This is a genomic window from Alteromonas sp. ABH4_457, from assembly GCF_056160625.1.
Window position 1 is genome coordinate 268,613 of the sequence record NZ_JBSWXN010000005.1, and the last position, 24,307, is coordinate 292,919.

23 protein-coding genes are annotated in these 24,307 nt (G+C 49.1%); 20 read left to right on the forward strand and 3 right to left on the reverse strand.

Annotated features, from left to right (window positions below; all coding sequences use genetic code 11):
* Nucleotides 1-230 precede the first annotated feature (230 nt).
* The 16 genes from flhA to ACXAGR_RS14050 all read left to right on the forward strand — a co-directional run bounded on the left by flhA (nucleotide 231) and on the right by ACXAGR_RS14050 (nucleotide 17,996).
* A complete protein-coding gene (gene flhA, locus ACXAGR_RS13975; RefSeq protein WP_119500578.1) occupies nucleotides 231-2,333 on the forward strand; it encodes a flagellar biosynthesis protein FlhA in 2,103 nt (700 codons plus the stop codon).
* A gap of 29 nt (nucleotides 2,334-2,362) precedes the next feature.
* The gene (gene flhF, locus ACXAGR_RS13980) at nucleotides 2,363-3,808 is read left to right on the forward strand and encodes a flagellar biosynthesis protein FlhF (protein WP_474851049.1); all 1,446 of its coding nucleotides are present in this window, start codon (nucleotides 2,363-2,365) and stop codon (nucleotides 3,806-3,808) included.
* Nucleotides 3,805-4,671 (forward strand): MinD/ParA family protein, encoded by an 867-nt coding sequence (locus ACXAGR_RS13985; RefSeq protein WP_119500580.1) that lies wholly within the window; start codon nucleotides 3,805-3,807, stop codon nucleotides 4,669-4,671. Before flhF ends, ACXAGR_RS13985 begins: the two co-directional genes overlap by 4 nt.
* Nucleotides 4,668-5,396, forward strand: coding sequence for an RNA polymerase sigma factor FliA (locus tag ACXAGR_RS13990; RefSeq protein WP_119500581.1), 729 nt, complete (start codon nucleotides 4,668-4,670; stop codon nucleotides 5,394-5,396). The genes ACXAGR_RS13985 and ACXAGR_RS13990 overlap by 4 nt, the downstream gene beginning before the upstream one ends.
* Nucleotides 5,397-5,443: 47 nt before the next feature.
* Nucleotides 5,444-5,827, forward strand: a complete 384-nt coding sequence (gene cheY, locus ACXAGR_RS13995) for a chemotaxis response regulator CheY (RefSeq protein WP_119500582.1) — start codon at nucleotides 5,444-5,446, stop codon at nucleotides 5,825-5,827.
* A gap of 34 nt (nucleotides 5,828-5,861) precedes the next feature.
* On the forward strand, nucleotides 5,862-6,608 hold the full coding sequence (locus ACXAGR_RS14000; protein WP_474851050.1) for a protein phosphatase CheZ: 747 nt from the start codon (nucleotides 5,862-5,864) through the stop codon (nucleotides 6,606-6,608).
* A gap of 12 nt (nucleotides 6,609-6,620) precedes the next feature.
* Nucleotides 6,621-8,906, forward strand: a complete 2,286-nt coding sequence (locus ACXAGR_RS14005) for a chemotaxis protein CheA (protein WP_474851051.1) — start codon at nucleotides 6,621-6,623, stop codon at nucleotides 8,904-8,906.
* Between the two features lie 25 nt (nucleotides 8,907-8,931).
* Complete coding sequence (locus tag ACXAGR_RS14010; protein ID WP_474844673.1) at nucleotides 8,932-10,080, forward strand: protein-glutamate methylesterase/protein-glutamine glutaminase; 1,149 nt, start codon at nucleotides 8,932-8,934, stop codon at nucleotides 10,078-10,080.
* A 22-nt stretch (nucleotides 10,081-10,102) separates the two neighbouring features.
* Complete coding sequence (locus ACXAGR_RS14015) at nucleotides 10,103-10,867, forward strand: ParA family protein (protein WP_119500586.1); 765 nt, start codon at nucleotides 10,103-10,105, stop codon at nucleotides 10,865-10,867.
* 7 nt (nucleotides 10,868-10,874) lie between these two features.
* Nucleotides 10,875-11,606: a chemotaxis protein CheW gene (locus tag ACXAGR_RS14020; RefSeq protein WP_349585124.1), complete on the forward strand. Its 732-nt coding sequence runs from the start codon at nucleotides 10,875-10,877 to the stop codon at nucleotides 11,604-11,606.
* A 17-nt stretch (nucleotides 11,607-11,623) separates the two neighbouring features.
* Nucleotides 11,624-12,112, forward strand: coding sequence for a chemotaxis protein CheW (locus tag ACXAGR_RS14025; RefSeq protein WP_474844674.1), 489 nt, complete (start codon nucleotides 11,624-11,626; stop codon nucleotides 12,110-12,112).
* 87 nt (nucleotides 12,113-12,199) lie between these two features.
* On the forward strand, nucleotides 12,200-12,619 hold the full coding sequence (locus ACXAGR_RS14030) for a DUF2802 domain-containing protein (protein WP_474851052.1): 420 nt from the start codon (nucleotides 12,200-12,202) through the stop codon (nucleotides 12,617-12,619).
* A 130-nt stretch (nucleotides 12,620-12,749) separates the two neighbouring features.
* The gene (gene metA, locus ACXAGR_RS14035; protein WP_474844676.1) at nucleotides 12,750-13,688 is read left to right on the forward strand and encodes a homoserine O-succinyltransferase MetA; all 939 of its coding nucleotides are present in this window, start codon (nucleotides 12,750-12,752) and stop codon (nucleotides 13,686-13,688) included.
* A gap of 3 nt (nucleotides 13,689-13,691) precedes the next feature.
* On the forward strand, nucleotides 13,692-14,747 hold the full coding sequence (locus ACXAGR_RS14040; protein WP_474851053.1) for a homocysteine S-methyltransferase family protein: 1,056 nt from the start codon (nucleotides 13,692-13,694) through the stop codon (nucleotides 14,745-14,747).
* 9 nt (nucleotides 14,748-14,756) lie between these two features.
* Nucleotides 14,757-17,381 (forward strand): methionine synthase, encoded by a 2,625-nt coding sequence (metH, locus tag ACXAGR_RS14045; protein WP_474851054.1) that lies wholly within the window; start codon nucleotides 14,757-14,759, stop codon nucleotides 17,379-17,381.
* Between the two features lie 24 nt (nucleotides 17,382-17,405).
* Nucleotides 17,406-17,996: a DUF938 domain-containing protein gene (locus ACXAGR_RS14050; protein ID WP_474851055.1), complete on the forward strand. Its 591-nt coding sequence runs from the start codon at nucleotides 17,406-17,408 to the stop codon at nucleotides 17,994-17,996.
* Between the two features lie 50 nt (nucleotides 17,997-18,046).
* On the opposite strand, the gene ACXAGR_RS14055 is transcribed toward ACXAGR_RS14050, so the two are convergent.
* Nucleotides 18,047-18,502, reverse strand: a complete 456-nt coding sequence (locus tag ACXAGR_RS14055; RefSeq protein WP_474851056.1) for a hypothetical protein — start codon at nucleotides 18,500-18,502, stop codon at nucleotides 18,047-18,049.
* A gap of 192 nt (nucleotides 18,503-18,694) precedes the next feature.
* Here ACXAGR_RS14055 and ACXAGR_RS14060 point away from each other — a divergent pair, with 192 nt between their 5' ends.
* Nucleotides 18,695-19,060 carry a hypothetical protein gene (locus tag ACXAGR_RS14060; RefSeq protein ID WP_474844680.1) on the forward strand — a complete coding sequence of 122 codons (366 nt, stop codon included), beginning with the start codon at nucleotides 18,695-18,697 and terminating at the stop codon, nucleotides 19,058-19,060.
* A 43-nt stretch (nucleotides 19,061-19,103) separates the two neighbouring features.
* Here the strand turns inward: ACXAGR_RS14060 and ACXAGR_RS14065 are convergent, their stop codons facing one another.
* Entirely contained in the window at nucleotides 19,104-19,994 is an 891-nt protein-coding gene (locus ACXAGR_RS14065; protein WP_474844681.1) for a LysR family transcriptional regulator, read from the reverse strand.
* Between the two features lie 110 nt (nucleotides 19,995-20,104).
* A complete protein-coding gene (locus tag ACXAGR_RS14070) occupies nucleotides 20,105-21,058 on the reverse strand; it encodes a hydrogen peroxide-inducible genes activator (RefSeq protein WP_119500596.1) in 954 nt (317 codons plus the stop codon).
* 149 nt (nucleotides 21,059-21,207) lie between these two features.
* Here ACXAGR_RS14070 and ACXAGR_RS14075 point away from each other — a divergent pair, with 149 nt between their 5' ends.
* From ACXAGR_RS14075 to ACXAGR_RS14085, 3 genes are all read left to right on the forward strand, one after another.
* The gene (locus ACXAGR_RS14075) at nucleotides 21,208-21,855 is read left to right on the forward strand and encodes a carbonic anhydrase (RefSeq protein ID WP_303574352.1); all 648 of its coding nucleotides are present in this window, start codon (nucleotides 21,208-21,210) and stop codon (nucleotides 21,853-21,855) included.
* A gap of 9 nt (nucleotides 21,856-21,864) precedes the next feature.
* A complete protein-coding gene (locus ACXAGR_RS14080; RefSeq protein ID WP_474851057.1) occupies nucleotides 21,865-23,406 on the forward strand; it encodes a SulP family inorganic anion transporter in 1,542 nt (513 codons plus the stop codon).
* Between the two features lie 240 nt (nucleotides 23,407-23,646).
* On the forward strand, nucleotides 23,647-24,306 hold the full coding sequence (locus ACXAGR_RS14085) for a carbonic anhydrase (protein WP_474844683.1): 660 nt from the start codon (nucleotides 23,647-23,649) through the stop codon (nucleotides 24,304-24,306).
* The last annotated feature ends 1 nt before the right edge of the window (nucleotide 24,307 follow it).

A 24,307-nucleotide genomic window follows, 5' to 3' on the forward strand; every position in this document is an offset into this window, starting at 1 on the left:
GGCCTGTCGCGGCGACAACAGGAAAAAAATAATTCTTAAATGCAATACATCGCTGTTTTAACGGGTATTCCGGCACATGTTGCCCTGAGCATGTCTCATCCGGTTTAACTATAGTTCAAAAAACACCGGTGGGCGCACGTTGGCAAACATTTTCAAACTGGCACATTAGTTGAACTGAGACTGACAGACACGAAGTAAGCGTCAATTTTCTGTTAGCGAGAGCAAATTTTATGCAGCTATCCGGCTATCTGCAGCGGTTCGACAAAAATCAGATTCAAAATATCACCAGTGGTCTGGGGGCGCCTGTCGTTTTGCTGGCGATCATGGGCATGGTTATTTTGCCAATGCCGCCCTTTCTGCTCGATGTTCTTTTCAGTTTTAACATCGCCCTCAGTCTGGTCATTATTCTTGTGGCTGTATTCACCCAAAAGCCGGTGGATTTCGGTATATTCCCCCTGGTTTTGCTGATTGCTACGGTGTTGCGGCTGGCATTGAATGTTGCCTCGACGCGGGTCGTTTTGCTGTATGGTCATGAAGGCGGCGATGCTGCGGGGAAGGTAATCGAAGCCTTCGGAGCCGTGGTTATTGGTGGTAACTATGCGGTGGGTGTGGTGGTATTCGCCATCCTGCTCATTATCAACTTCAAAGTAGTGACAGCCGGTGCCGGCCGTATATCTGAAGTTAGCGCCAGATTTACACTTGATGCCATGCCCGGTAAGCAAATGGCCATTGATGCCGATTTGAATGCCGGCTATATCGATCAGGATGAAGCCCGCAAGCGCCGTGAAGAAATCACTGCAGAAGCAGACTTCTATGGTTCGATGGACGGTGCGTCAAAATTCGTTAAAGGTGACGCGGTAGCCGGTTTGTTCATCATGATGATTAACATCGTCGGTGGTTTATTTATCGGCATGATTCAGCATGACTTGTCCTTCGGAAATGCACTGGAAGTTTACACTATTCTGACCATCGGTGACGGTCTGGTTGCCCAGATCCCATCCCTGTTGTTGTCGGTGGCAACGGCAATTATCGTCACCCGCGAAAACGAAACTCAGGAAATGGGTAAGGAAATCCGGACACAGCTGGGTAATCAGCAGGCTCTGTATATTGCCGCAGCGGTGCTGTTTGTCATGGGTATTGTGCCCGGCATGCCCCACGTGGCCTTTCTGGGATTCTCTGCTATTGCTGCCGGTTATGCATACTGGCAGGGTGTGCAGGCGAAGAAAGCGGCAGAAAAACCGGCTGTGCCGGCCAAAATGGAAGGCGGTGCTGACCAGCCTGCTCCGGAAATTAAAGAGCTGGGTTGGGATGACGTACAGCAAGTTGACACTATCGGCCTTGAAGTAGGTTACCGGCTCATTCCGCTGGTGGACAAATCACAGGGCGGCGAATTGCTGACCCGCATAAAAGGTGTGCGGAAGAAGCTGTCTCAGGAACTGGGCTTTCTGGTTCCGCCGGTGCACATCCGCGATAACCTTGATCTCGACCCGAATGCTTACACGATTTCCATGCTGGGTGTGACCATCGGCGATGCGCAAATCAGTCATGATGAAGAGCTGGCGATTAACCCCGGGCAAGTGTTTGGTAAGCTGGAAGGACGGGCGACTAAAGACCCCGCTTTCGGACTGGATGCTGTGTGGATACGACCGAATCAGCGGGAGCATGCGCAAACCCTCGGTTACACAGTAGTGGATGCGGCCACCGTAGTAGCGACACACCTTAGTCAGTTACTCAGCAACAATGCTTACCAGTTGCTCGGTCATGAAGAAGTGCAGCAACTTCTCGATATGCTGGCGAAATCCAGTCCTAAACTGGTGGAAGGGCTGGTACCGGATATTCTGCAGCTGAGCACCGTAGTAAAAGTACTGCAAACCTTATTGTTCGAAGGGGTTCCCATCCGCGATATGCGTACTATCGTTCAGACCTTATCGGAATACGGACCCCGCAGTCAGGATCCGGATGTGCTGGTATCGGCAGTGCGTATTGCGCTGAAGCGTTTGATTGTGCAGGAAATCAGTCAGGGAGCGAAAGAAGTGCCCGTCATAACTCTGGCACCAGAGTTGGAACAGATGTTGCACCAGTCACTTCAGGCAGGAGGAGAAGACGGCGCCGGCATCGAACCGGGACTGGCAGACCGGCTCCAGCAATCCCTGCAACAGGCCGCACAACAACAAGAACTGAATGGCGAGCCTGCGGTACTGTTGACGTCAGGCATGTTAAGACCTGTGCTGTCACGCTTCCTGAAGTATTCGGTAGCTGGCCTGCATGTGTTGTCTTATCAGGAAATCCCTGATGACAAACAAATCAAAATTGTCAGCTCTGTGGGTCAATAATCTGACGCCGGGTGAGTGAAGAGGTTGAGATGAAAATCAGACGGTTTTTTGGCAAAGATATGCGGGAAGCATTAAGCCAGGTAAAAGCAGAATTGGGCAGTGACGCCGTAATCATGTCGAATCGCAAGGTGGCAGACGGTATTGAACTGGTCGCCGCTTACGATAAAGAGCCGGAAGCAAAAATAAAACTCAACACCCGCCATGACGCAGGTAAGCCTGCTGCACAGAAGGCGATGCCAAGCCTCAGCGAAATTATCGGTGACGACGGTCCGGATACCTTACGGGCGTTACTTGAAAAGCAGGTTGCAGAAAAAGCTGCGGCTGCCGGAAGTGACCGTCAGAACCCCGCAGTTTCTCCTGCACCACAAACATCGTCTGCCTTCGCCGGAGATACTCGTGGAGTCAATCCACAACCAGCTGCATCTCATGACGAAGAGGCGTTTTCATTTGCGGATGTATTTTCTGCAAAAGAACACAAGCCTGCGCCGGTATCTCAGATGAATCCCGACTTTAAAACGGCGGAAAGTCAGCAGTCTGCCGGTGCTCCGGCCAGTGAGCTGGATGCGATAAAAGAGGAACTGGCTTCTCTACGCAGCGTTCTACAATATCAGGTTGCAGACTTGATGGATGCTAAAAAGCAGCGTCAGCGTCCCGTGCACAGCTATCTGACCCAGTGTTTAACCGGTATGGGGCTGAGTGCTTCACTGGCTGAGCAACTGGTGCACTACACCCCGTCTCAATACACCGAGCGGGAAGCATGGATTTACCTTCTCAACCTTTTGGCTAATCGCCTTAATGTTTCCGGTAATGATATCCTGACCCAAACCGGTGTGGTTGCTCTTGTTGGTCCAACGGGAACAGGCAAAACCACGACTGTTGCTAAATTAGCAGCACGCTATGCGCAAAAATACGGTGCTGATCAGGTGGCTATGATCACTATCGATACCTACCGTATTGCCGCTTATGAACAGCTGGCAACGTATGGCAAAATTATTGGCTGTACCACAAGGAAGGCGCAAAGCAGTGAAGAATTAGCCGAACTTCTCTTCCAGTTACGCCATAAGCGTCTAATATTAATAGACACGGCTGGTTTCAGTCAGCGCGACAGTCGTTTAATTAAGCAACTTGGTCAATTTAATCACGGACAAATGCAACCTGTCCGTAAATACCTGGTTGCGCAGGCAAATACCCAATATCCTGCATTGCAACGCATCATTGAAGCGTATAATTCCGTTAAGCTTGACGGATGTATCTTCACGAAAGTTGATGAATGCTACAGTTTGGGTGAGGTTTTAAGTGTTGCTGTTGAACAGCAATTGCCAGTTAGTTATGTGACCGACGGGCAGCAGGTACCTGAAGATATTAAAGTTGCTGATGCAAAATCTCTCGTATCTGCCGCTGCAAAGCTTTATAAAAAGTACGGTTTGAATCATACTAAGCGTAATCATGAAGTTAATTCAGTTCAGGCAGTATGATCGAAGATCAAGCGAGTAGCTTACGAAAGATGAATCAATCACGCCTCATAAAGGTTATTGCCGTTACCGGCGGCAAAGGTGGTGTTGGTAAAACCAACATTACATTAAACACGGCGATTGCTATGGCTAAGCAAGGTAAGCGGGTCATGGTACTCGATGCCGATTTAGGATTAGCGAACGTTGACGTCATGCTGGGTCTGCGTGTTGAGAAGAACCTTTCTCACGTATTATCCGGTGAATGCACACTTGATGATGTTCTGGTAACCGGACCTCACGGTATTAAAATCGCTCCGGCGACTTCAGGTACTCAGGCAATGACTGAGTTATCGCCCACAGAACATGCCGGATTAATCCGTGCTTTCAGTGAGTTGCGGTCGCAGATTGACGTGCTGATTGTAGATACCGCTGCCGGTATTTCCGATATGGTATTGAGTTTCTCCCGTGCCTCGCAGGACATCATGGTCGTGGTTTGTGACGAACCGACTTCTCTGACCGATGCCTACGCATTGATTAAAATTTTAAACCGTGAGCACGGCGTGTTCCGTTTTAAAATTGTGGCAAACATGGTTAGGGACATCCGTGAAGGCCAGGAATTATTCAGCAAGTTATCAAAAGTGACAGGCAGATTCCTGGACGTGGCACTAGAATTGGTGGCAACTGTACCTTTCGACGAAAATATTCGTCGGGCAGTCAGAAAGCAAACCGCTATTGTGGATGCATTTCCCGGTTCTCCTGCGGCCGTCGCGATTAGTCAGTTAGCCACCAAAGCGCTTAACTGGCCGGTACCGGCTCAGCCGGGTGGTCACCTGGAATTTTTCATTGAACAACTGGTGACGAAGCAAGCAGTAGGAAGCCAACGTTGAATAGTAAAGCGGCAGCTTACCAGCAGCAGACCGACAAGTCGCAGCTGGTCGAGCGCCATGCATCCCTTGTAAAACGTATTGCCCATCACCTGATGGCGCGTTTGCCTGCCAGTGTGCTGGTGGATGACCTGATTCAGGCAGGGATGATCGGATTGCTGGAAGCAGCCAGAAATTTCGACGGCTCGAAAGGGGCCAGTTTCGAAACCTTCGCAGGCATCCGTATTCGTGGTGCTATGCTGGATGAAATCCGTAAGGGCGACTGGACACCCCGTTCAGTGCATAAAAATAGCCGTGCTATTACGGAAGCCATAACACAAGTTGAAAGAGAAACTGGCAGAGACGCGCGTGATACAGAAATTGCTGCTAAGCTAAATGTCAGTATTAATGATTATCATCAAATGCTTAACGAGGTGAATGCCGGTAAACTTGTCGGTATTGAAGACCTGGGTGTGTCAGAAGATGTAATCAGCACAGAACAGAATAAAGGTAATGATTCACCCCTCGAAGATTTAATGCAGGGGGCGTTTCAAAAGGCGTTGGCGCATGCCATCACAACATTACCTGAACGGGAAGCAATTGTACTGTCCCTGTACTATGATGAAGAACTGAATTTACGTGAAATCGGTGAAGTTCTTGAAGTCAGTGAGTCAAGGGTCAGCCAGATTCATAGCCAGGCCATGTTAAAACTAAAAGCCCGAATGCAATCATGGCAGGCAGAAGAATAAAACATACTAATATTAATAACGATTGATAATCCTCACCGGAGGCTATTTTGGACAAGAGTATGAAAATTCTTGTAGTAGACGACTTCTCTACTATGAGACGAATCATAAAGAACCTGCTTAAAGATCTTGGATTTTCCAATATTCAGGAAGCTGACGATGGAAGTACGGCCCTCCCCATGCTCCAGCAAGGCGACTTTGAATTTGTCGTGACCGACTGGAACATGCCAGGTATGCAGGGGATCGACCTGTTACGCGCTATTCGTGCAGACGACAAACTCAAGCACTTGCCAGTATTGATGGTGACAGCTGAAGCGAAAAAAGAGCAAATCGTTGCTGCAGCACAGGCAGGTGTAAACGGATATGTTGTGAAGCCTTTCACTGCCGCTACACTTAAGGAAAAACTCGACAAGATTTTTGAGCGTTTAGGTTGATCCAGCCGCTCCCGCCAGAGAAGAGGATTACTGGATGTCTCCTACTAAAAAAGTCCCTATTTCGCTCGAAGAAGCAAAACAGCTGGTAGCATATCTTGAGCAGGGCGATGACGATTCCGCCAACGCCCTGCTTGAAGCTGTATCTGCCAAAGAGTCTGTCGAACTTTTTGCTGAAGTTGGCAAACTCACCCGTCAACTTCATGACGCCCTCAACACCTTCCAGTTAGACGAGCGAATTGCTGGTCTGGCTAATGATGATATTCCTGATGCGCAAACGCGTCTCACCTACGTTATTGAAGAAACTGAAAAAGCGGCTAATACTACAATGGACGCTGTAGAGTCCTGTATGCCCATTGCTGAATCTTTATCAGACCGGATCACAACTCTTGAGCCTGAATGGCAAAAGCTTATGACCCGTCAGATTGAGCTCGGTGAATTCAAGAGTTTATGTATGGATATCGACGCCCTGTTTAAGGACATGTCGAAAGATTCTTCTAAACTTAACAGCCTTTTGACCGAAGTATTAATGGCACAGGGTTATCAGGATTTGACAGGCCAGGTTATTCGCAGAGTGATTGACCTGGTGAAAGAAGTCGAAGACAGCCTTGTGAACATGCTGACCGTGTTCGGTGAACGGGATGCACCTGTTAAAGCACAGAGCACCACGAACAAGCCGGACGCTGTTGAAGCGGAAGGGCCAATCATGAACGCTGAGAAGCGGGATGACGTAGTACAAGGCCAGGATGACGTGGATGATCTCCTGTCGAGCCTTGGTTTTTAGGGGAGCGAATGAATGTCGTTTGATGTTGATGAGGATATATTACAGGACTTTCTGGTCGAAGCCGGAGAAATCCTGGAACAATTACAGGAACAGTTAGTTGACCTGGAGAATAATCCGGAAGACGCTGACCTCCTCAACGCGATTTTCCGTGGATATCACACGGTAAAAGGTGGCGCAGGTTTCTTATCTCTGACTGAACTGGTTGAGATTTGTCACGGCGCAGAAAACGTCTTTGACGTAATGCGTAATGGCCAGCGTACACTGACGCCGGAATTAATGGATGTCATTCTGCAAGCGACAGACGTCGTAGTGGAAATGTTTGAGCGGGTAAAAGCCCGTGAACCACTCGAAGCCGCTGATTCAAATCTTGTTGATGTTCTGCATAAGTTGAGCAAGCCAGAAGCCCCCGGCGAAAATATTTTTGGCGGGGAAACGGCAGCACCAGCAGAAGAAGTGCCGGTAGCAGAAGAACCTGAGCTGATTTTTGAAGAGGTACCGGTTGCACCGGAAGCCGCCGCTGTTGCTGAGCCTGCCGGCGATAACAGCATTGAAGATATCAGCGAAGATGAATTTGAAGCGTTACTGGACCAGCTACATGGTTCCGGTGCGCCCGGCAGACCGTCAGCAGATGCACCTGCTAAGCCAGCTACACCTGCGCCCGCTCCGGCAGCAGCGGCTGGCGGAGATGGTGAAGATATCACCGATGATGAATTTGAGGCTCTGTTAGACGAGCTTCACGGTAAAGGACAGTTCGGTGGCGATGCTGCACCTGCCGCTACACCAGCGGCCGCAGCACCCGCAGCGAAACAGGCTGCAGCCGGTTCTGACGGTGACGAAATCACCGATGACGAATTTGAGGCTTTGCTTGACCAGTTACACGGTAAAGGTCAGGGACCCGGCATTGCCGGTGGTGTTGAAGTAGACACTCAGGCAACCAAAGCCGTCCAGGCTGCCAAAGCGGAACAGTCTAAACCTGCAGAGCCTGCCGAGTCGGCTCAACCTGCTAAAGCAGCGGCACCTGCCCCAGCCGCAAAATCGGCTCCGGCTGCGCCAGCCGCACCCGCTGCACCTTCAAAGCCCGCAGCGCCTGCTGCCAAAGCTGCACCTAAAAAAGAAGAAAAGGCCCCGCAGGCAGAAACTACTGTTCGGGTAGACACCAAACGCCTTGACCAGATTATGAATATGGTCGGTGAGTTGGTGCTGGTTCGTAACCGCTTGTTAAGCCTTGGTATTAATACCAATGACGAAGATATGTCGAAGGCTATCGCGAACCTGGATGTGGTGACCGGTGATCTTCAGGGCGCGGTAATGAAAACCCGCATGCAGCCCATTAAGAAAGTCTTCGGTCGTTTCCCCAGGGTTGTCCGCGACCTTGCCCGTAGCCTGAAAAAAGAAATTACCCTTGAGCTTGAAGGGGAAGAAACGGATCTGGATAAGAACCTGGTTGAGGCGCTGGCCGATCCCCTGGTTCACCTGGTGCGTAACTCCGTCGACCATGGTATCGAAATGCCGGATGACCGTGCTAATGCGGGTAAACCGCGCATGGGTACAGTGAAACTGGCTGCATCACAGGAAGGCGATCATATCCTGCTTACTATCACCGATGATGGTAAAGGAATGGATCCGGAAAAGCTGAAAGAAATCGCTATCAGTCGTGGTGTGCTTGATGCTGATGCGGCCGCCCGTATGTCCGACGTGGAAGCATTTAATTTGATATTCGCGCCGGGCTTTTCAACCAAGACAGAGATCAGTGATATCTCCGGTCGTGGTGTGGGCATGGACGTGGTTAAAACCAAAATCAACCAGTTGAATGGTACCGTAAACATTGATTCTCATCTGGGCAAAGGTACCCGGTTAGAAATCAAAGTACCGTTAACGCTCGCAATCCTGCCAACTCTGATGATTGTTGTCGGTCAGCAAACCTTTGCATTGCCATTGGGCGCTGTTAACGAAATTATCAACATGGACATCAAGAAAACCAATACGGTAGATGGTCAGTTGACGATGATTGTCCGCTCTAAGGCTATCCCGTTATTCTTCCTTGGTGAATGGCTTATCCGCGGCCCGAAAAATATCGAGAAAGAAAAAGGTCATGTTGTTGTAGTACAAATTGGTACGCAGCAGGTGGGCTTCGTGGTGGATGCACTGATTGGTCAGGAAGAAGTGGTGATCAAGCCACTGGATGCCTTATTACAAGGTACACCGGGTATGGCTGGTGCAACCATTACGTCGGATGGCGGAATCGCATTAATCCTTGATATCCCGAGTCTGCTTAAGCGATATGCGCGCAGGTCATAGTCGCTATTAAAGGAACATCATTACTATGGCTTTTAAAGTCCTTGTTGTGGACGATTCGACGTTTTATCGTCGTCGTGTACGCGAAATTCTGGATGAGGACAGAGAACTCGAGGTTGTTGGCGAAGCCAAAAACGGTGAAGAAGCGCTGGATATGCTGATTAAGTTGTCACCCGACGTAGTGACAATGGATGTGGAAATGCCGGTTATGGACGGTATTTCCGCTGTAAAAGCGATCATGCAGAAACGCCCTGTACCTATTCTCATGTTTTCGTCTCTAACACATGCCGGCGCGCAGGCAACTCTGGATGCGCTTGAGGCCGGTGCGCTGGATTTTCTGCCGAAAAAATTTGAGGAGATTTCTAAAGAGCGTAAAGAAGCTGTTGGCTTACTACGGACCAAGGTACGTTTACTGGCGCGACGGGGAGTTGGCATACGCCGCCCTGTTATCTCCAGAAAAGAACCTGTGGCAAAGCCCGCTCCTCCAATGCCTGCCAATGCCCCCAAGTCGACGTTTTTTAAAAGCTCGTCTATTCTCACCGGACGTACTGAAACTGCATCCCAGCCTACTGTTTCTAAAGTCAAGGCATCAGGAAAGCGGTATAAATGTCTGGCCATCGGGGCTTCTACAGGTGGTCCTGTGGCATTGCAAAAAGTGTTGTCAGGGCTGCCGGCTAACTTTCCTTATCCGATTTTATTGGTTCAGCATATGCCAGGCACGTTTACTAATGCGTTTGCCCAGCGGCTGAATAATAATTGCGAGATTTCGGTAAAAGAAGCTGAGCACGGGGATATTCTTAAACCCGGTTGTGCTTATCTTGCGCCCGGGGGCAAGCAAATGGTGGTGGAGTCTATATCACTGCCAAATATTGTTATCCGTGATGCCCATGAACATGAGAAAGATACCTACAAACCCAGTGTGGATATTACACTTAACAGTCTGGTGGATATTTACGGCGGCGATGTACTGAGTATTATTCTGACGGGCATGGGATCTGATGGACGTGAAGGCTGTGAAGCACTTCACCTTAAAGGCGCCAAAGTGTGGGCGCAGGATCAGGACACCTGTGTGGTATACGGTATGCCACAAGCGGTAGCGAAAGCGAACATCGCAGAAAAGAGCATAGCCATTGATAATATCGCTTCGTGCATACTCACGGAAATGATGCAGAAATAGTTCAGTCAGCAGGAGTTGAAGGTTGAAAATATGGACGATTGCTAACCAGAAAGGCGGGGTAGGGAAGACCACTACCACCGTGACGCTAGGCGGCATTCTGGCGCAACAGGGAAAGCGCGTTCTGCTTATTGATACCGACCCTCATGCATCGCTGAGTTATTATTTTGGTATGGATGCCGAGGAGCTAAATGCTTCTGTTTACGATATTTTTATTAATCATGAACAGATTACTGCCGATAGAGTGCTTGACTGTTTATGTCCGACAAAATTAGACAGTCTGTATATTTTGCCTGCCTCAATGGCACTTGCCACGCTGGACAGGCAAATGGGTATGCAAAACGGTATGGGGCTTATTCTCAAAAAAGCACTGGATACTGTACGCAACGAATTTGACTACGTATTGCTGGATTGTCCGCCGGTTCTGGGCGTGTTGATGGTTAATGCGCTGGCTGCATGCCATAAAGTCATTGTGCCCGTGCAGACCGAATTTCTGGCATTAAAGGGCCTTGACCGGATGATCCATACACTTGAGATTATGGGTCGTTCGTTAAGAAAAGAATTTGATACATTGATAGTGCCGACTATGTTTGACCGCCGGACTAATGCGGCCATCCAGGCACTACAAAAACTGAACGAAGATTACGGTGATAAGGTTTGGCACGGGATGATTCCTGTAGATACCCGCTTCCGTGATGCCAGCCAGGCGCAGTCGCCTGCGTCTGTTGTCTATCCGAAAGCACGGGGCGTTTACGCCTACACCAAATTGTTAGATGAACTGGAGCAGTGAGTCACCTATGAGTAAAAGTACGCCCTTCGCCCGCGAAGATGTGATGCAGGCGTATCTCGACAGCTTGTTACAAAGTCCGGAAGATCCGGCTGAAGTAACGGCTAACACTGCCCGTTTGCTGGAACAGGCCACGGCGGACATTATCGCCAAAGAACCTGTGGTTGCTCCTGTGGCTGAGCCGGTCATAGCGCCGCCAGTCACTGATGATGTTACGGAGACGGCCGTTGAACAACTGAGCGGGGCAGTACCTCCGCCGGTCAAAACCACGCCTGTGAAAGACATGCTGGAAAATCGTTTTCAGGCATTGTTTTTTGAAGTGGCGGGGTTAACGCTGGCTGTACCGCTTATCACTTTAGGTGGCATTCACCGGATTGAAAAAGTGGGTGGGCTGATAGGAAAACCCAAATGGTTCAAGGGCGTAATGCTTCATCGTGATCAAAAAATAAACGTTGTCGATACTGCAATGTGGGTTATGCCAGAAAAATACGACCAAAATCTCGCAGAAACGCTAAACTATCAGTATCTTATTATGTTAGGGGACAGTTTGTGGGGCTTAGCCAGCGACAAACTGGTCAACACCGTTACATTGACCAGGGACGAGGTAAAATGGCGTGAGTCAGGAGGCAAGCGTCCATGGTTAGCGGGCATGGTAAAAGAAAAAATGTGTGCGTTAATAGACGTATATCAGTTAATCGCAATGCTAAATAGCGGCTTAGGCAGTAACGACCAGACGCCATAGCCCGGGGAGCCAGGTTCATGAATGACAAGAGCACAACGAATAACGCGCCGGATAACGATCAGGTGCTTCAGTGGGTTACCTATCGTTTAGGTGACGAAACTTACGGTATTAACGTAATGCAGGTTCAGGAAGTCTTACGCTATACCGAAATTGCGCCTGTTCCCGGTGCACCGGATTATGTGTTAGGCATTATCAATCTGCGTGGTAATGTTGTGACGGTTATTGATACCCGCGCCCGCTTTGGCCTTATGCCAACCGATATGACCGACAACACACGGATTGTAATTATTGAATCCGATGAGCAGGTTGTCGGCATCCTGGTAGACAGCGTTGCCGAAGTGGTTTATCTGAAATCATCTGAAATTGACAGTGCGCCTAACGTGGGTACTGAAGAGAGCGCCAAGTTCATTCAGGGCGTGAGCAACCGTGATGGTGAATTGCTGATTCTTGTAGATCTTAATAAGCTTCTCAGTGATGACGAGTGGGATGAACTGAGCAGTCTGTAATGTCATGCAGCGCCTGCTAATCCGGCGGGCGCTTGTCAATGCCTGTATATTCGTTGCGCTGTTATCAAAGGGAGAAAGCACATCAATATGGACGTGCCGGCACTATCTTTACTCGCTGTTGCTACAGGGTTACTCGCCGTCATTGCTGTTATATGGATGTATTTTTTCTTCAACCGTCAGTTTAAACAACTCGACGATACTGTCCGCTATCAAAAAGAACACATCGATACCCTGCAACTGGAAATTAATGACCTGGAAAACCAGAACGGTGAAATGCAAACCCGTTCGATGGTACAGGGCAAACACATGCGGGAGCTGGCAGATCAATGCACACAACTCGAAAACCAGCTACGTGAAGTAAAAAGTCAGGACCCGTCCATGCGCTTATACACCCGCGCCGCTGAGCTGGTCAAAGCCGGTGCTGACGTCGAAGAGGTAATGCAAGCCTGCGACCTGCCCCGGGCTGAAGCTGAGCTGCTTATCAGCATGCATCGTCAGCGCAACTAACGGTAAGTGCTCTCTTCTACCAGGGTTAGATAAATGCATTGAGCCGTTTAGACGTCCAGCCGTAAAGATGTTGACATCTATCGGGATTCAGCCACAATAACGTTATTATCCGTTAATTGTTGGAGCTGCCATGCCTATTTGTATTCCCGAACAACTTCCCGCGCAGGATGTGTTGTCAGGTGAGAATATCTTCACAATGGACAGCACCCGCGCAGCGACACAGGATATCCGCCCCATGGAAGTGGGGATCCTGAATCTCATGCCCAATAAAATTGAAACGGAAGTGCAAATCTTACGTTTGCTGTCTAACACACCTCTGCAGGTGAACGTGAACCTGATCCGTGTAGACAAATTAGCGCCAAAGCACACGCCGCAATCTCACATGGACGCCTTCTACCACGACTTTTCTGAAATTGCTGATAAGAAATACGACGGTTTAATCGTGACAGGTGCACCGCTGGCTCACTTGCCTTATGAGGAAGTAAAATACTGGGATCAGATGACAGAAATTTTGGAGTGGGCGCAACGTAATGTGCAGTCCACACTCTATCTGTGCTGGGCGGCTCATGCAGCTATGTATCATTTTTACGGCGTGCAGAGAAAACTCAGGGAAACCAAACTTTCTGGTGTGTTTGAGCATAAAGTGCTCGACCCTTATAACGAGTTGCTGAGAGGTTTCGATCCGGTTTTTTATGCGCCTCATTCCCGTTTCGGGTATATTGACTCCGGTGAATATAACAGTGTTGAAGGTTTGAAGGTCATTACGGAATCTGATGAGGCGGGTGCATACACCATCGCATCTGAAGATAAGCGTATGGTGTTTGTTACCGGGCATCCTGAATACGATCCGGAAACTTTGCATGACGAGTATTTCCGTGATTTACAGGCGGATACCCATCCGGCAGTGCCGGCTAACTACTTTACAGACGATGACCCCGCAAAAGCGCCTTTGGTTCGCTGGCGCTCCCATGGTAGTCTGCTGTTCAATAACTGGCTGAACTACTATGTTTATCAGACAACACCTTATGATTTGAGTCAGCTGGCTGAGAAACCCCGGCCAAAGAGGTAATAAGTGACATCAGGTACAAAACAACAACTTCTGGATGCAGCGGCAAAGCGCGTTTTGATTCTGGACGGTGCCATGGGTACTATGATTCAGGAGCACAAACTGGAAGAAGCCGATTATCGTGGTGAGGCATTTGCTAACTGGCATTGCGATGTAAAAGGCAATAACGATTTGCTGGCGATTACTCAGCCGGACATTATTTATAATATCCATTGTGCTTATCTTGAAGCCGGTGCAGATATCATTGAAACCAATACGTTCAATGCTACCACCATCGCCATGGCTGACTACGACATGGAAGCGCAGTCGAAAGACATTAACCTTGCTGCTGCTAAGCTGGCCCGTAAAGCCTGTGATGAGTTTACTGCAAAAACACCGGATAAGCCCCGGTATGTGGCAGGGGTCCTCGGTCCCACAAATCGCACAGCATCGATATCACCAGATGTTAACGACCCCGGCAAGCGGAATGTAACCTTTGATGAGCTGGTAGAAGCCTACATCGAGTCCACAGAAGCGCTGTTAGATGGTGGTTCAGATATCATCTTAATAGAAACTATCTTTGATACCCTGAATGCCAAAGCGGCAGTATTCGCGGTAGAAACCGTATTTGAGAAACGTGGTGAGCGCGCACCGGTGATGGTATCAGGTACCATTACCGATGCATCGGGCAGAACCTTGTCAGGACAAACTGCTGAAGCCTTTTACTATTCCATGCGTCATGTATCGCCGGTTTCCATGGGCCTCAACTGTGCACTGGGTCCGGATTTACTTCGTCAGTACGTTGAAGAAATCAGTAATATTTCTGAATGCCTGGTCTCGGCTCACCCCAATGCCGGTTTACCCAATGAGTTTGGTGAATATGATTTGGGCGCAGAAGAAATGGCAGCACACATTAAAGAATGGGCAGAGTCCGGTCTGGTGAATGTGGTAGGTGGTTGTTGCGGCAGTACACCTGAACATATCCGTGCCATGGCAGAAGCGGTAAAAGACGTGACACCACGTACCGTGCCGGTTTTTGAACCTAAAATGCGCCTTTCCGGGCTAGAACCTTTTGTTCACTAAGGTGTTATTGTGACAGCAGAGTTTTCAACCTTTATTAATGTCGGTGAACGGACAAACGTTACCGGATCGGCCGTATTCAAACGCTTAATTTTAAATGCTGAGTACGAGAAGGCCCTCGATGTAGCCCGCCAGCAGGTGGAAAACGGTGCGCAGGTAATAGACATCAACATGGACGAAGCCATGTTAGATTCTGTTGAGGCCATGCGTACGTTTTTGAACCTCATTGCTTCAGAGCCTGATATTTGCCGTGTTCCGATTATGATTGACTCTTCAAAGTGGGAAGTCATTGAAACCGGACTCAAGTGCGTTCAGGGAAAGGCGATTGTGAACTCAATCAGCCTGAAAGAGGGAAAAGAGCAGTTTGTTCATCAGGCTAAACTGATCAAGCGCTACGGTGCCGCAACGGTGGTCATGGCGTTTGATGAAACCGGCCAGGCCGATACCAAAGCGCGCAAAATTGAGATTTGTCAGCGCAGCTATAAGGTGCTCACCGAAGAAGTCGGATTCCCGCCGGAAGATATCGTTTTCGACCCGAATATTTTTGCTGTCGCGACGGGCATTGAAGAACATAACAATTATGCGGTGGACTTTATCGAGGCCACCCGTGTAATCCGTCAGACTTGTCCTTACGCACATATCAGCGGTGGACTATCAAATATTTCATTCTCGTTCCGGGGCAATAACCCGGTACGTGAAGCCATGCACTCGGTGTTTTTGTATCACGCTATCCGCGCGGGTATGGATATGGGCATTGTGAATGCCGGTCAGCTGGAAGTGTATGATCAGATCCCAGAAGAACTCCGTGAAGCAGTGGAAGATGTGATCCTGAACCGTCGGGAAGACGGCACGGAGCGTCTGCTGGACATCGCACCCAAATATCAGGGGGATGGCAAAGCCGCGGCGGCAGAAGATCTCACCTGGCGTGAGCAGCCGGTGAACAAGCGGCTTGAACATGCGCTGGTCAAAGGTATCACCGATTACATCATAGAAGATACTGAAGAAGCCCGGCTGGCGGCTGAACGTCCCCTTCATGTGATTGAAGGGCCGTTAATGGACGGCATGAACGTGGTCGGCGACCTGTTCGGTGAAGGTAAAATGTTCCTTCCTCAGGTGGTGAAGTCTGCCCGGGTGATGAAAAAAGCGGTTGCTCACCTGCAACCGTTTATCGAAGCAGAAAAGGACGGCAAGTCATCGAGTAACGGTAAAATCCTGATGGCCACCGTTAAAGGCGACGTGCACGATATCGGCAAGAACATCGTCGGCGTAGTACTGCAATGTAACAATTTCGAAGTAGTAGATTTGGGCGTCATGGTGCCCTGCGCTACGATTTTGCAGGTGGCCAAAGACGAAAACGTGGATATGATCGGGTTATCCGGTCTTATAACCCCGTCGCTGGACGAAATGGTACACGTGGCTAAAGAAATGGAGCGCCTGGGGTTAGATTTACCACTGCTTATAGGCGGTGCGACGACATCCAAAGCCCATACTGCGGTGAAAATTGAGCAAAACTACAGCCATCCGGTCGCTTATGTACCTAATGCAAGCCGCGCCGTGGGTGTGTGCCAGAAGCTGATTAACCCTGAGTCCCGCAAAGTCTTTGAAAAAGAGCTGTCAGACGAATATGGAAAAGTACGGGCCCAGCATGCCCGGAAACAACCCCGCAGTAAGCCGGTTACGCTGGCAGAAGCACGGGCAAATGCGTATAAGCCGGATTTTTCTGTTCTGCCTGTAAAGCCCAAAACGCCGGGCGTAACACCTGTGTCCGTCGATTTGGCGACATTAAGAGATTATATCGACTGGACACCGTTCTTTTTGACCTGGTCACTGGCCGGTAAATTCCCCCGCATTCTTGATGATGAAGTGGTGGGAGAGCAGGCGAAAGAACTGTATGCCGATGCCAATAAAATGCTGGATAAAGTCATTGCTGATGGCAGTCTGCAGGCAAAAGGAGTAATTGGTTTATTCCCTGCTAACCGGGTTGGCGACGACATTGAAATTTATCGGGATGATAACCGCGATGCCGTGCTGGGCGTGTCCCGTCACTTGCGTCAGCAAACGTTAAAAGACAAGTTTGCGAATTATTGTCTGGCAGACTTCGTTGCTGAGAAGCAAAGTGGTATTGCTGACTACATCGGTGCGTTCGCTGTTACCGGCGGGATCGGTGAAGATGAACTCGCTGAGTCCTACAATAAAGCCGGAGACGATTACAACGCTATCATGGTGAAAGCTGTGGCTGACCGTTTGGCAGAAGCGTTTGCCGAATATCTGCACGAGCAGGTGAGAAAAGACTACTGGGGCTTTGCGCCTGATGAGCATTTCGACAACGATGCGCTCATCCGCGAGAAGTATCAGGGGATCCGTCCTGCGCCCGGTTATGCAGCCTGTCCTGAACACACTGAGAAGCAGCTAATTTGGGATTTGCTCGATGCCGAAGCGCATACCACCATGAAGCTGACAGAAAGTTACGCTATGTGGCCGGGAGCAGCAGTATCAGGCTGGTATTTCTCGCACCCTGAATCCAAATATTTCGCTGTGGCAAAAATCCAGCGTGATCAGCTTGAAGATTACGCACAGCGCAAAGGCTGGAGCACAGAAGAAGCTGAAAAATGGTTAGCGCCGAATCTGGATGATTAACCCGCCTGACAGCCGGAGTCCCTTATGACTGATGAACTGCCTTTCTCACAGGCATGCGAAAATAACAAAGGGCCCATTTCTGCCATTTTGGAAGTGGCCCTGAGTCAATGTAAGCGTGTGCTTGAGGTGGGTAGTGGCACTGGACAGCATGCGGTGCACTTTGCACCCTTGTTACCTCACCTGATATGGCAGACCAGCGATCAGCCCCGGTATCACGAAGGGGTACTGAAATGGATAGCTGCGTACCCGTCTGAAAATCTGTTACCTCCGCTTAACCTGACCGTGGGCAAAGACAGGTTGCCTTTTTCTGAATATGACGGTGTTTATTCAGCGAATACTGCTCATATTATGCAGAAAGCCGAAATTAAAATGATGATGCAGAGCCTGTCTGAATCACTGCCGCAAGGTGCAGTATTTTGCCAGTATGGCCCGTTTACCGACAACGGTGCATTCAGCAGCGAGAGTAACAGAGAGTTTCATCAGCATCTGATAGCCAGTGGCTATGGCGGTTACCGGGATATACAGGAATTGCAGGCATGGGCGCCGGCACTCACGCTGGAGAACATCCATGAAATGCCGGCCAATAATTTGTTATTGCAGTGGGTAAAAAACTGAACGCCGGTACTGCTTAAAATTATTGAAAAACGGTGCTCCGGCACCGTTTTTTATGTCGTCAAATCAATTCTTTTTTCTACAATAACAGGCACACCGTTACGCACTGCAGAAATGCGCACTCTTACCCGTTTATCGTCGCCGCTGCCATTGCGATACTGAATTTGCTTGTCTTCTTTCAGGCGGGTGAGATAAAGACTGTCTCTTCCCATTATTCTTACGCCTTTGCCGGCAATAATGTCAGCTTTCACATTATGATAATCAGGGTGGACTTCATAGCTCAGTAACAGGTTGGCGCGGTTAAAGGCATCATTAGACACTGACAGCGAAACCTGGATAGGGGCCTGTACCGGCGGACTGAAATGCTGCAACATGACCGGATGCAACGCAGGCTTCAGCGGCGGAAACTGAGGAATATTATTTTCCGTCGGCTCATGGAACTGACAGCTTATCGCATCGGCCGCCATTAAGCTGAGAATGGCTGTCAGACAGTAAATTTTTTTGTTCATAGTGAGGGCTCTGATTAAGTAATAAAGGCGTATGTGCGCCGGTCCTGAGCCTGAAAATGCAAAGCATGAACCCGTTGTCAGTGGCAAACTGCTTTGGTTCTGCAAAAGAATTAATTTATTATATTTCTACTGTATAACCTTAAACCAGCAAAGCCGGAGGGTAAAGTGCTACCGGTTAAGCTTTATCGATGAATGATTAACATCCGACGTATATTCAGCCGTTTCAGAGCGCAACCCGTAGCGGCGGTGGTGGTGGCAGGAACTGACTATCCGTCATACCAGCTGGCGACCAGAATTCAGCAAAATCCTGCGTTTCATCTGGCTTATTTTATGAATGAAGAGCCCTGGCATCACCGCACCTTTATACTGGGTGTTGAACTGCGTTACGCCAGTGAGCTGCTTTCTCTGGTGAAAAAACACGATATAAAAGCCGTGTTTTGTGCCTGCGAAGATGATTATCACAGTTGGCTTTCAGATATGGGAACGGCGTTGACCCAACATCATTGTCAGGTATTGCTGTGCCGCCCGGGTGAAACGCCGCAACTGCCAGCCGTTTAAAGCGTATCTGTCAGTTTCTTTTTAATTGGCATGCTGCCCCTGCTCAGGGCGTACCTAACGCTCTGGCGAGTCCGATAAAGGCTCTGATAAACGGTGCATCAGCATCACTCTTTCTGAACCCCATGTGCAGTGACTTGGCGATACCGTTTTTTCCCGGCCTGACAGTTGTAAGGTTTAAGCTGCCGTCCTGCTCTTCAATCAGCCATTTAGGCAGTGCACCGATGCCCCGGCCGGCACTGATCATTTGCAACATGATTTCAGTGGTTTCAATGGTTTTGTGCTTTTTCACTGTACAGCCCGCAGGCGTCAGAAAGTGTGAAAAGATGTCCAGTCTGGAAGGCTCTACCGGATAGGTCAGTAAGGTTTCTTCTGCCAGCGCTTGTGGCGGTACCCATTCACTGGCTGCCAGTCTGTGGTCGCGGCTCATTACCAGCACCTGCTCATAGCCGAATACCGGCTCGTATTGCAGAGAGGGCAGGTGAAGAGGGTCAGGTGTTAAAAGCAGATCAATATCATAGCCGTGCAGCGCCTGCAGGCCGCCAAACGTAAACTTTTGACGTACGTCTACATCTACCCCCGGATAATCCGCCAGAAACGGTTTGACGACCTTCAGGAGCCATTGATAGCAGGGATGGCATTCCATTCCGATGCGCAGCACGCCTTGTTTACCCGAGGCGATCTGACGCAGCTGCTCTTCTGTGTGCTCAAACTGGGGTAACAGCCGGTGGGCAAGATTAAGTACTGCATTGCCCGCATCTGTCAGTCGCAGTCGTCTGCCATCTTTTTCCCATAGCGGCGCACCGCTGTGCTGTTCCAGCTTTTTCATACTATGACTCAGTGCAGACTGGGTCAGATGCAGATGTCCGGCGGCTTCTGTGAGCGTACCGTAGTCATGAATGGCAGCAATAATTTTGAGGTGTTGACGATCTAACATAGCGGGAATGAGCAAATTTCACTGGTTTTGCTAAATGTATCACTTTAATTCATAGATTGTGAAAGGCAGCGGTGAAGCTGCCACAATATCCGGCTAATGGTTTACCTTGCTCAGGACGGGGAAATATCAGTGACAGACACCGCTGTGGCCAGCCGGTCGCTGATCACACTTCGCATCAGACTCGCCAGTTCTCTGAACGTAGCGCGGGCAGGGGAGGTGTTCCGCCATGCCAGCATGTGCTGACGTACTACCGGCATATCAGCGAGTTCACACACATGAAGGGCTTCCGGGTTATGCAACTCAGAATGAACATAGAGTCCGGGCATAAAAGCCATTCCCATGCCCATAACCACCATCTGCCGCAAGGTATCAAGGCTCGTCCCCTCATAGTCGCGGTCCACATTCGCGCCCAGTTGAGTACAAATTTCCTGTACCTGATAGTGAAAGTGATGCCGGTCTTCCAGTGCCATAATTTTCTGGCCCCTAATTTCTTCCGGTTCAATAAATTGCCTGCCGGACATCGGGTGGTCCGCAGGCAATACAAATTTCAGCGGTTCTATAAACAAAGGCTGAACCTGAATTTGCGAGTCACGGTTCGACATGGGAGACAAAGTGATGTCAAATTCTCCGGTCAGCAGGCCTTGCAGCAACTGTTTGGGTGCTGCTTCGCGGACATAGAATTTCAGCCCGGGACGCAGACGATGAATGTCCGGCAAAATATGGGGCAGCAGGTAAGGGCCCAGCGTCGGCGGGATCCCCAACCGGTAGGTTGTGGATTCGCCCTGGGCAAGTGATCGTGCCATCTCACCGAACTGCATCGTCGACTGAAGCACAGCTTCTGCGTATTCAAGTAACGACTTCCCCTGTGCTGATAACAGCGTGCCTGATCGGGAACGTTCGAATAAAATCAGACCCAATGTGTTTTCCAGCGCACTGATCTGGCTGGTTAAAGTGGGCTGACTGATCCCTAAAATATTTGCCGCCCTGCGAAAATTGAGGTGTTTTGCGACGGTGACGAAGTACCTGATCTGGTTCAACGATGGGGTTTTGCCGTTGAATAACATGGTGTAATCCTGCTAACTCGATTAAAATCCGCTGTCTCTGATAGCTCGTGTCTATCTCCATTTACTCTATAATTCTATAAAGCTATCAGTCAATCTTAATAGTATCTGAATGTAGCAGTATTTTATTCAATTTAATTTAGGAGTATTAAATGGACCACGTAATCTCTGGCGTAGCTAAATTCCAGCGTGATGTTTATCCTGAGAAAAAGGAAACTTTCCAAAAATTAGCTAACGGTCAGAATCCGGAAGTGTTGTTCATCACTTGTGCCGATTCCCGTATCGATCCTAACCTGGTTACCCAGACAGACCCGGGTGAACTGTTTATCTGCCGTAATGCCGGCAACATTGTACCTCCACACAGCAATCAAACCGGTGGCATGACTGCTTCTATCGAATTTGCTGTTGCTGCCCTGGGCGTAACGCACATTGTTGTATGCGGTCACACAGACTGTGGCGCAATGAAAGGTGCACTGGCGCCTGAGAAACTGGACAGTCTGCCACATGTTAAAGAATGGCTGGGTCACTGCCGTTGTGCCACTGAAGTTGTGAAAGAAAAGCACGGCGAACTGACTGCCGATCAGCTTGGCGAAGTAACCAAAGAAAACGTGTTACAGCAGTTACAACACTTACGTACTCACCCTGCTGTTGCTGCGAAGCTGGCTACGAAAGCCGTTCAGCTTCACGGTTGGGTTTACGATATTGAAACCGGCATGATCCATTGTTATGACCCGAAAACGGAAACGTTCAAGGAAATGGAACAGGCCTATGCTGAGCGCACTCTGGTAGCAGGCGCATAAGGATAGCCTATGAAACTTGATTTATCGTTCAAAGAAATTAAAAGCGACTTACCTGCCAGTATTGTCGTTTTCTTTGTCGCGCTGCCGTTATGTCTTGGTATCGCCCTGGCATCCGGCGCACCGTTATTTTCCGGCGTAATCGCCGGAATTATCGGTGGTATTATCGTCGGTCTGGCCAGTGGTTCACGCCTTGGTGTGAGTGGTCCGGCGGCGGGTCTTGCTGTTATTGTTTTTGATGCCATCGGTACCCTTGGAAGCTGGGAGTTATTCCTTTGTGCTGTGGTTCTGGCGGGGGTGTTCCAGCTAATTCTGGGCTTCATGCGTGCCGGATTTGTCGCGTACTTTTTCCCGACGTCAGTTATCACAGGCATGCTTGCCGGTATCGGTTTGCTTATCGTGCTTAAACAATTGCCATACCTGTTCGGCTGGCACTCTGATTTTCTGGGCGAAGAAGCTTTTAATCAGGTTAACGGTGAGAATACGTTCTCTGCTATTGAGCACGCGGTTTCCATGATGTCTCCGGCTGCTATTGCCATTTCGGCAGTGTCTCTTGCGCTGCTGGTGATTTGGGATAAGTACCTTACAAAGGCACATAAAATCTTCCAGCTGATTCAGGGACCGATTGTCGTTGTGTTACTGGGTATCGTAGCTTCAATCATGCTGGCTCAGGCAGGTATGCCTTTGCAGGCTGATCAACTGGTAAGTTTACCGGTTATCGACAGCTTCGAGGCGTTCAAGGCAGAAATGGCGTTTCCGGCCTTTTCAGAGATGCTGAACATTGATGTTTTCACCATTGCGCTGGTTATGGCGGCGGTTGCCAGCATCGAGACACTGCTTTGTGTTGAAGCGACTGACAAACTGGACCCGAAGAAAAATACCACACCCACAAACCGCGAACTGAAAGCGCAGGGTATCGGTAACATCGTGTCTGGTCTGGTTGGTGGTCTGCCAATCACTCAGGTAATTGTACGCAGTTCTGCGAACATTGCGTTTGGTGGTAAAACGAAAGTTTCAGCCATTCTACACGGTGTGTTTCTGTTGATTGCTGTATTTGCCGCTGCGTCTATGCTGAATCAGATCCCGCTGGCTTCTCTGGCAGCTATTCTGATTACTGTAGGTTATAAGCTGGCTAAGCCTGCTATGTTCAAAGTAATGTACAAAACGGGTTGGGAGCAGTTCCTGCCGTTTATCATTACTATTGGCGTAATGTTGTTCACAGACTTGCTGACCGGTGTTGTTGTTGGTCTGGGTGTGAGTGTTTTCTTTACGCTTAAACACAGCTACCGCAACTCGTACCAGTTCACTGAAACAGTGAACGAAGACGAAGGTGGCAGCAAAACGCACCACATTGTTATGGCCGAAGAAGTGTCTTTCTTCAACAAACCAAGCATTCTGAAAAAGCTTAACTCTATTCCCGGCAATTCAAAAGTTGTACTGGATTTCTCCAAGAGTAAATCTGTAGCCTTTGATGTGAAAGAGCTGGTGAAAGACTACCTTAATCAGGCTGACAGTAAAAATATCAAAGTTGAAACGATTCAGTTTCAGCAATAGGTAACTTACCTTTCCCAACCTGCCGGTACTTTCGTACCGGCCTTTAAAAAGGGGCGGCAATTTGGCCCCTTTGCTTTACCTCCGCTAACTGCGATATCGTTCATCTGACTGCATTTTTGATACTTATCTCATGTTGATAGTTTTTATCTATCGCGAGATACGGTGTTTTTCTATGAAGCTATCAGTTAAAACTTTCTTTAGAAAATAATGATAACAATATGTTAATATGAGGTAATTATCATGGATCATGTCATTTCCGGCGTTGCCAAGTTTCAAAAAGAAGTCTTTCCGAAAAACAAAGAAGTTTTTCAGAAACTGGCAAACGGCCAAAATCCTGAAGTCCTGTTCATCACCTGCGCTGATTCGAGAATCGACCCCAACCTCGTGACTCAAACCGGCCCGGGTGACCTCTTCATTTGCCGTAACGCGGGCAACATTGTACCGCCGCATTCAAATCATACCGGTGGTATGACAGCGTCAATTGAGTTTGCCGTAGCGGCTCTGGGCGTAAGCCATATCATCATTTGCGGACACTCAGACTGCGGTGCAATGAAAGGCGCACTGGCACCTGAAAAGTTAGACGCCCTGCCGCATGTAAAAGACTGGTTGAGTCACTGTCGTTGTGCCACAGAAGTGGTGAAAGAAAAACACGGAAAGCTGACAGCTGATCACCTTGATGAAGTCACTAAAGAAAACGTGTTACAGCAAATACAGCACATCAGAACCCATCCTGCCGTTGCAGCTAAAATTGCTACAAAGCAGGTGCAGTTGCATGGCTGGGTGTACGACATAGAGTCAGGCAATGTACTTTGCTACGACGAAAAAGCTGAAGAATTCAGACTGTTACAAGAGGTTTACGGCGGTAAGCCTTTCGGTAAAAAAGACAGCAAGGGGGAATAAC

Coding starts and splice junctions, on each gene's coding strand:
- flhA (WP_119500578.1), top strand. CDS start 231: ATGCAGCTATCCGGCTATCTGCAGCGGTTCGACAAAAATCAGATTCAA.
- flhF (WP_474851049.1), top strand. CDS start 2,363: ATGAAAATCAGACGGTTTTTTGGCAAAGATATGCGGGAAGCATTAAGC.
- ACXAGR_RS13985 (WP_119500580.1), top strand. CDS start 3,805: ATGATCGAAGATCAAGCGAGTAGCTTACGAAAGATGAATCAATCACGC.
- ACXAGR_RS14000 (WP_474851050.1), top strand. CDS start 5,862: ATGTCTCCTACTAAAAAAGTCCCTATTTCGCTCGAAGAAGCAAAACAG.
- ACXAGR_RS14005 (WP_474851051.1), top strand. CDS start 6,621: ATGTCGTTTGATGTTGATGAGGATATATTACAGGACTTTCTGGTCGAA.
- ACXAGR_RS14010 (WP_474844673.1), top strand. CDS start 8,932: ATGGCTTTTAAAGTCCTTGTTGTGGACGATTCGACGTTTTATCGTCGT.
- ACXAGR_RS14020 (WP_349585124.1), top strand. CDS start 10,875: ATGAGTAAAAGTACGCCCTTCGCCCGCGAAGATGTGATGCAGGCGTAT.
- ACXAGR_RS14025 (WP_474844674.1), top strand. CDS start 11,624: ATGAATGACAAGAGCACAACGAATAACGCGCCGGATAACGATCAGGTG.
- ACXAGR_RS14030 (WP_474851052.1), top strand. CDS start 12,200: ATGGACGTGCCGGCACTATCTTTACTCGCTGTTGCTACAGGGTTACTC.
- metA (WP_474844676.1), top strand. CDS start 12,750: ATGCCTATTTGTATTCCCGAACAACTTCCCGCGCAGGATGTGTTGTCA.
- ACXAGR_RS14050 (WP_474851055.1), top strand. CDS start 17,406: ATGACTGATGAACTGCCTTTCTCACAGGCATGCGAAAATAACAAAGGG.
- ACXAGR_RS14055 (WP_474851056.1), bottom strand. CDS start 18,502: ATGAACAAAAAAATTTACTGTCTGACAGCCATTCTCAGCTTAATGGCG.
- ACXAGR_RS14060 (WP_474844680.1), top strand. CDS start 18,695: ATGATTAACATCCGACGTATATTCAGCCGTTTCAGAGCGCAACCCGTA.
- ACXAGR_RS14065 (WP_474844681.1), bottom strand. CDS start 19,994: ATGTTAGATCGTCAACACCTCAAAATTATTGCTGCCATTCATGACTAC.
- ACXAGR_RS14070 (WP_119500596.1), bottom strand. CDS start 21,058: ATGTTATTCAACGGCAAAACCCCATCGTTGAACCAGATCAGGTACTTC.
- ACXAGR_RS14075 (WP_303574352.1), top strand. CDS start 21,208: ATGGACCACGTAATCTCTGGCGTAGCTAAATTCCAGCGTGATGTTTAT.
- ACXAGR_RS14080 (WP_474851057.1), top strand. CDS start 21,865: ATGAAACTTGATTTATCGTTCAAAGAAATTAAAAGCGACTTACCTGCC.
- ACXAGR_RS14085 (WP_474844683.1), top strand. CDS start 23,647: ATGGATCATGTCATTTCCGGCGTTGCCAAGTTTCAAAAAGAAGTCTTT.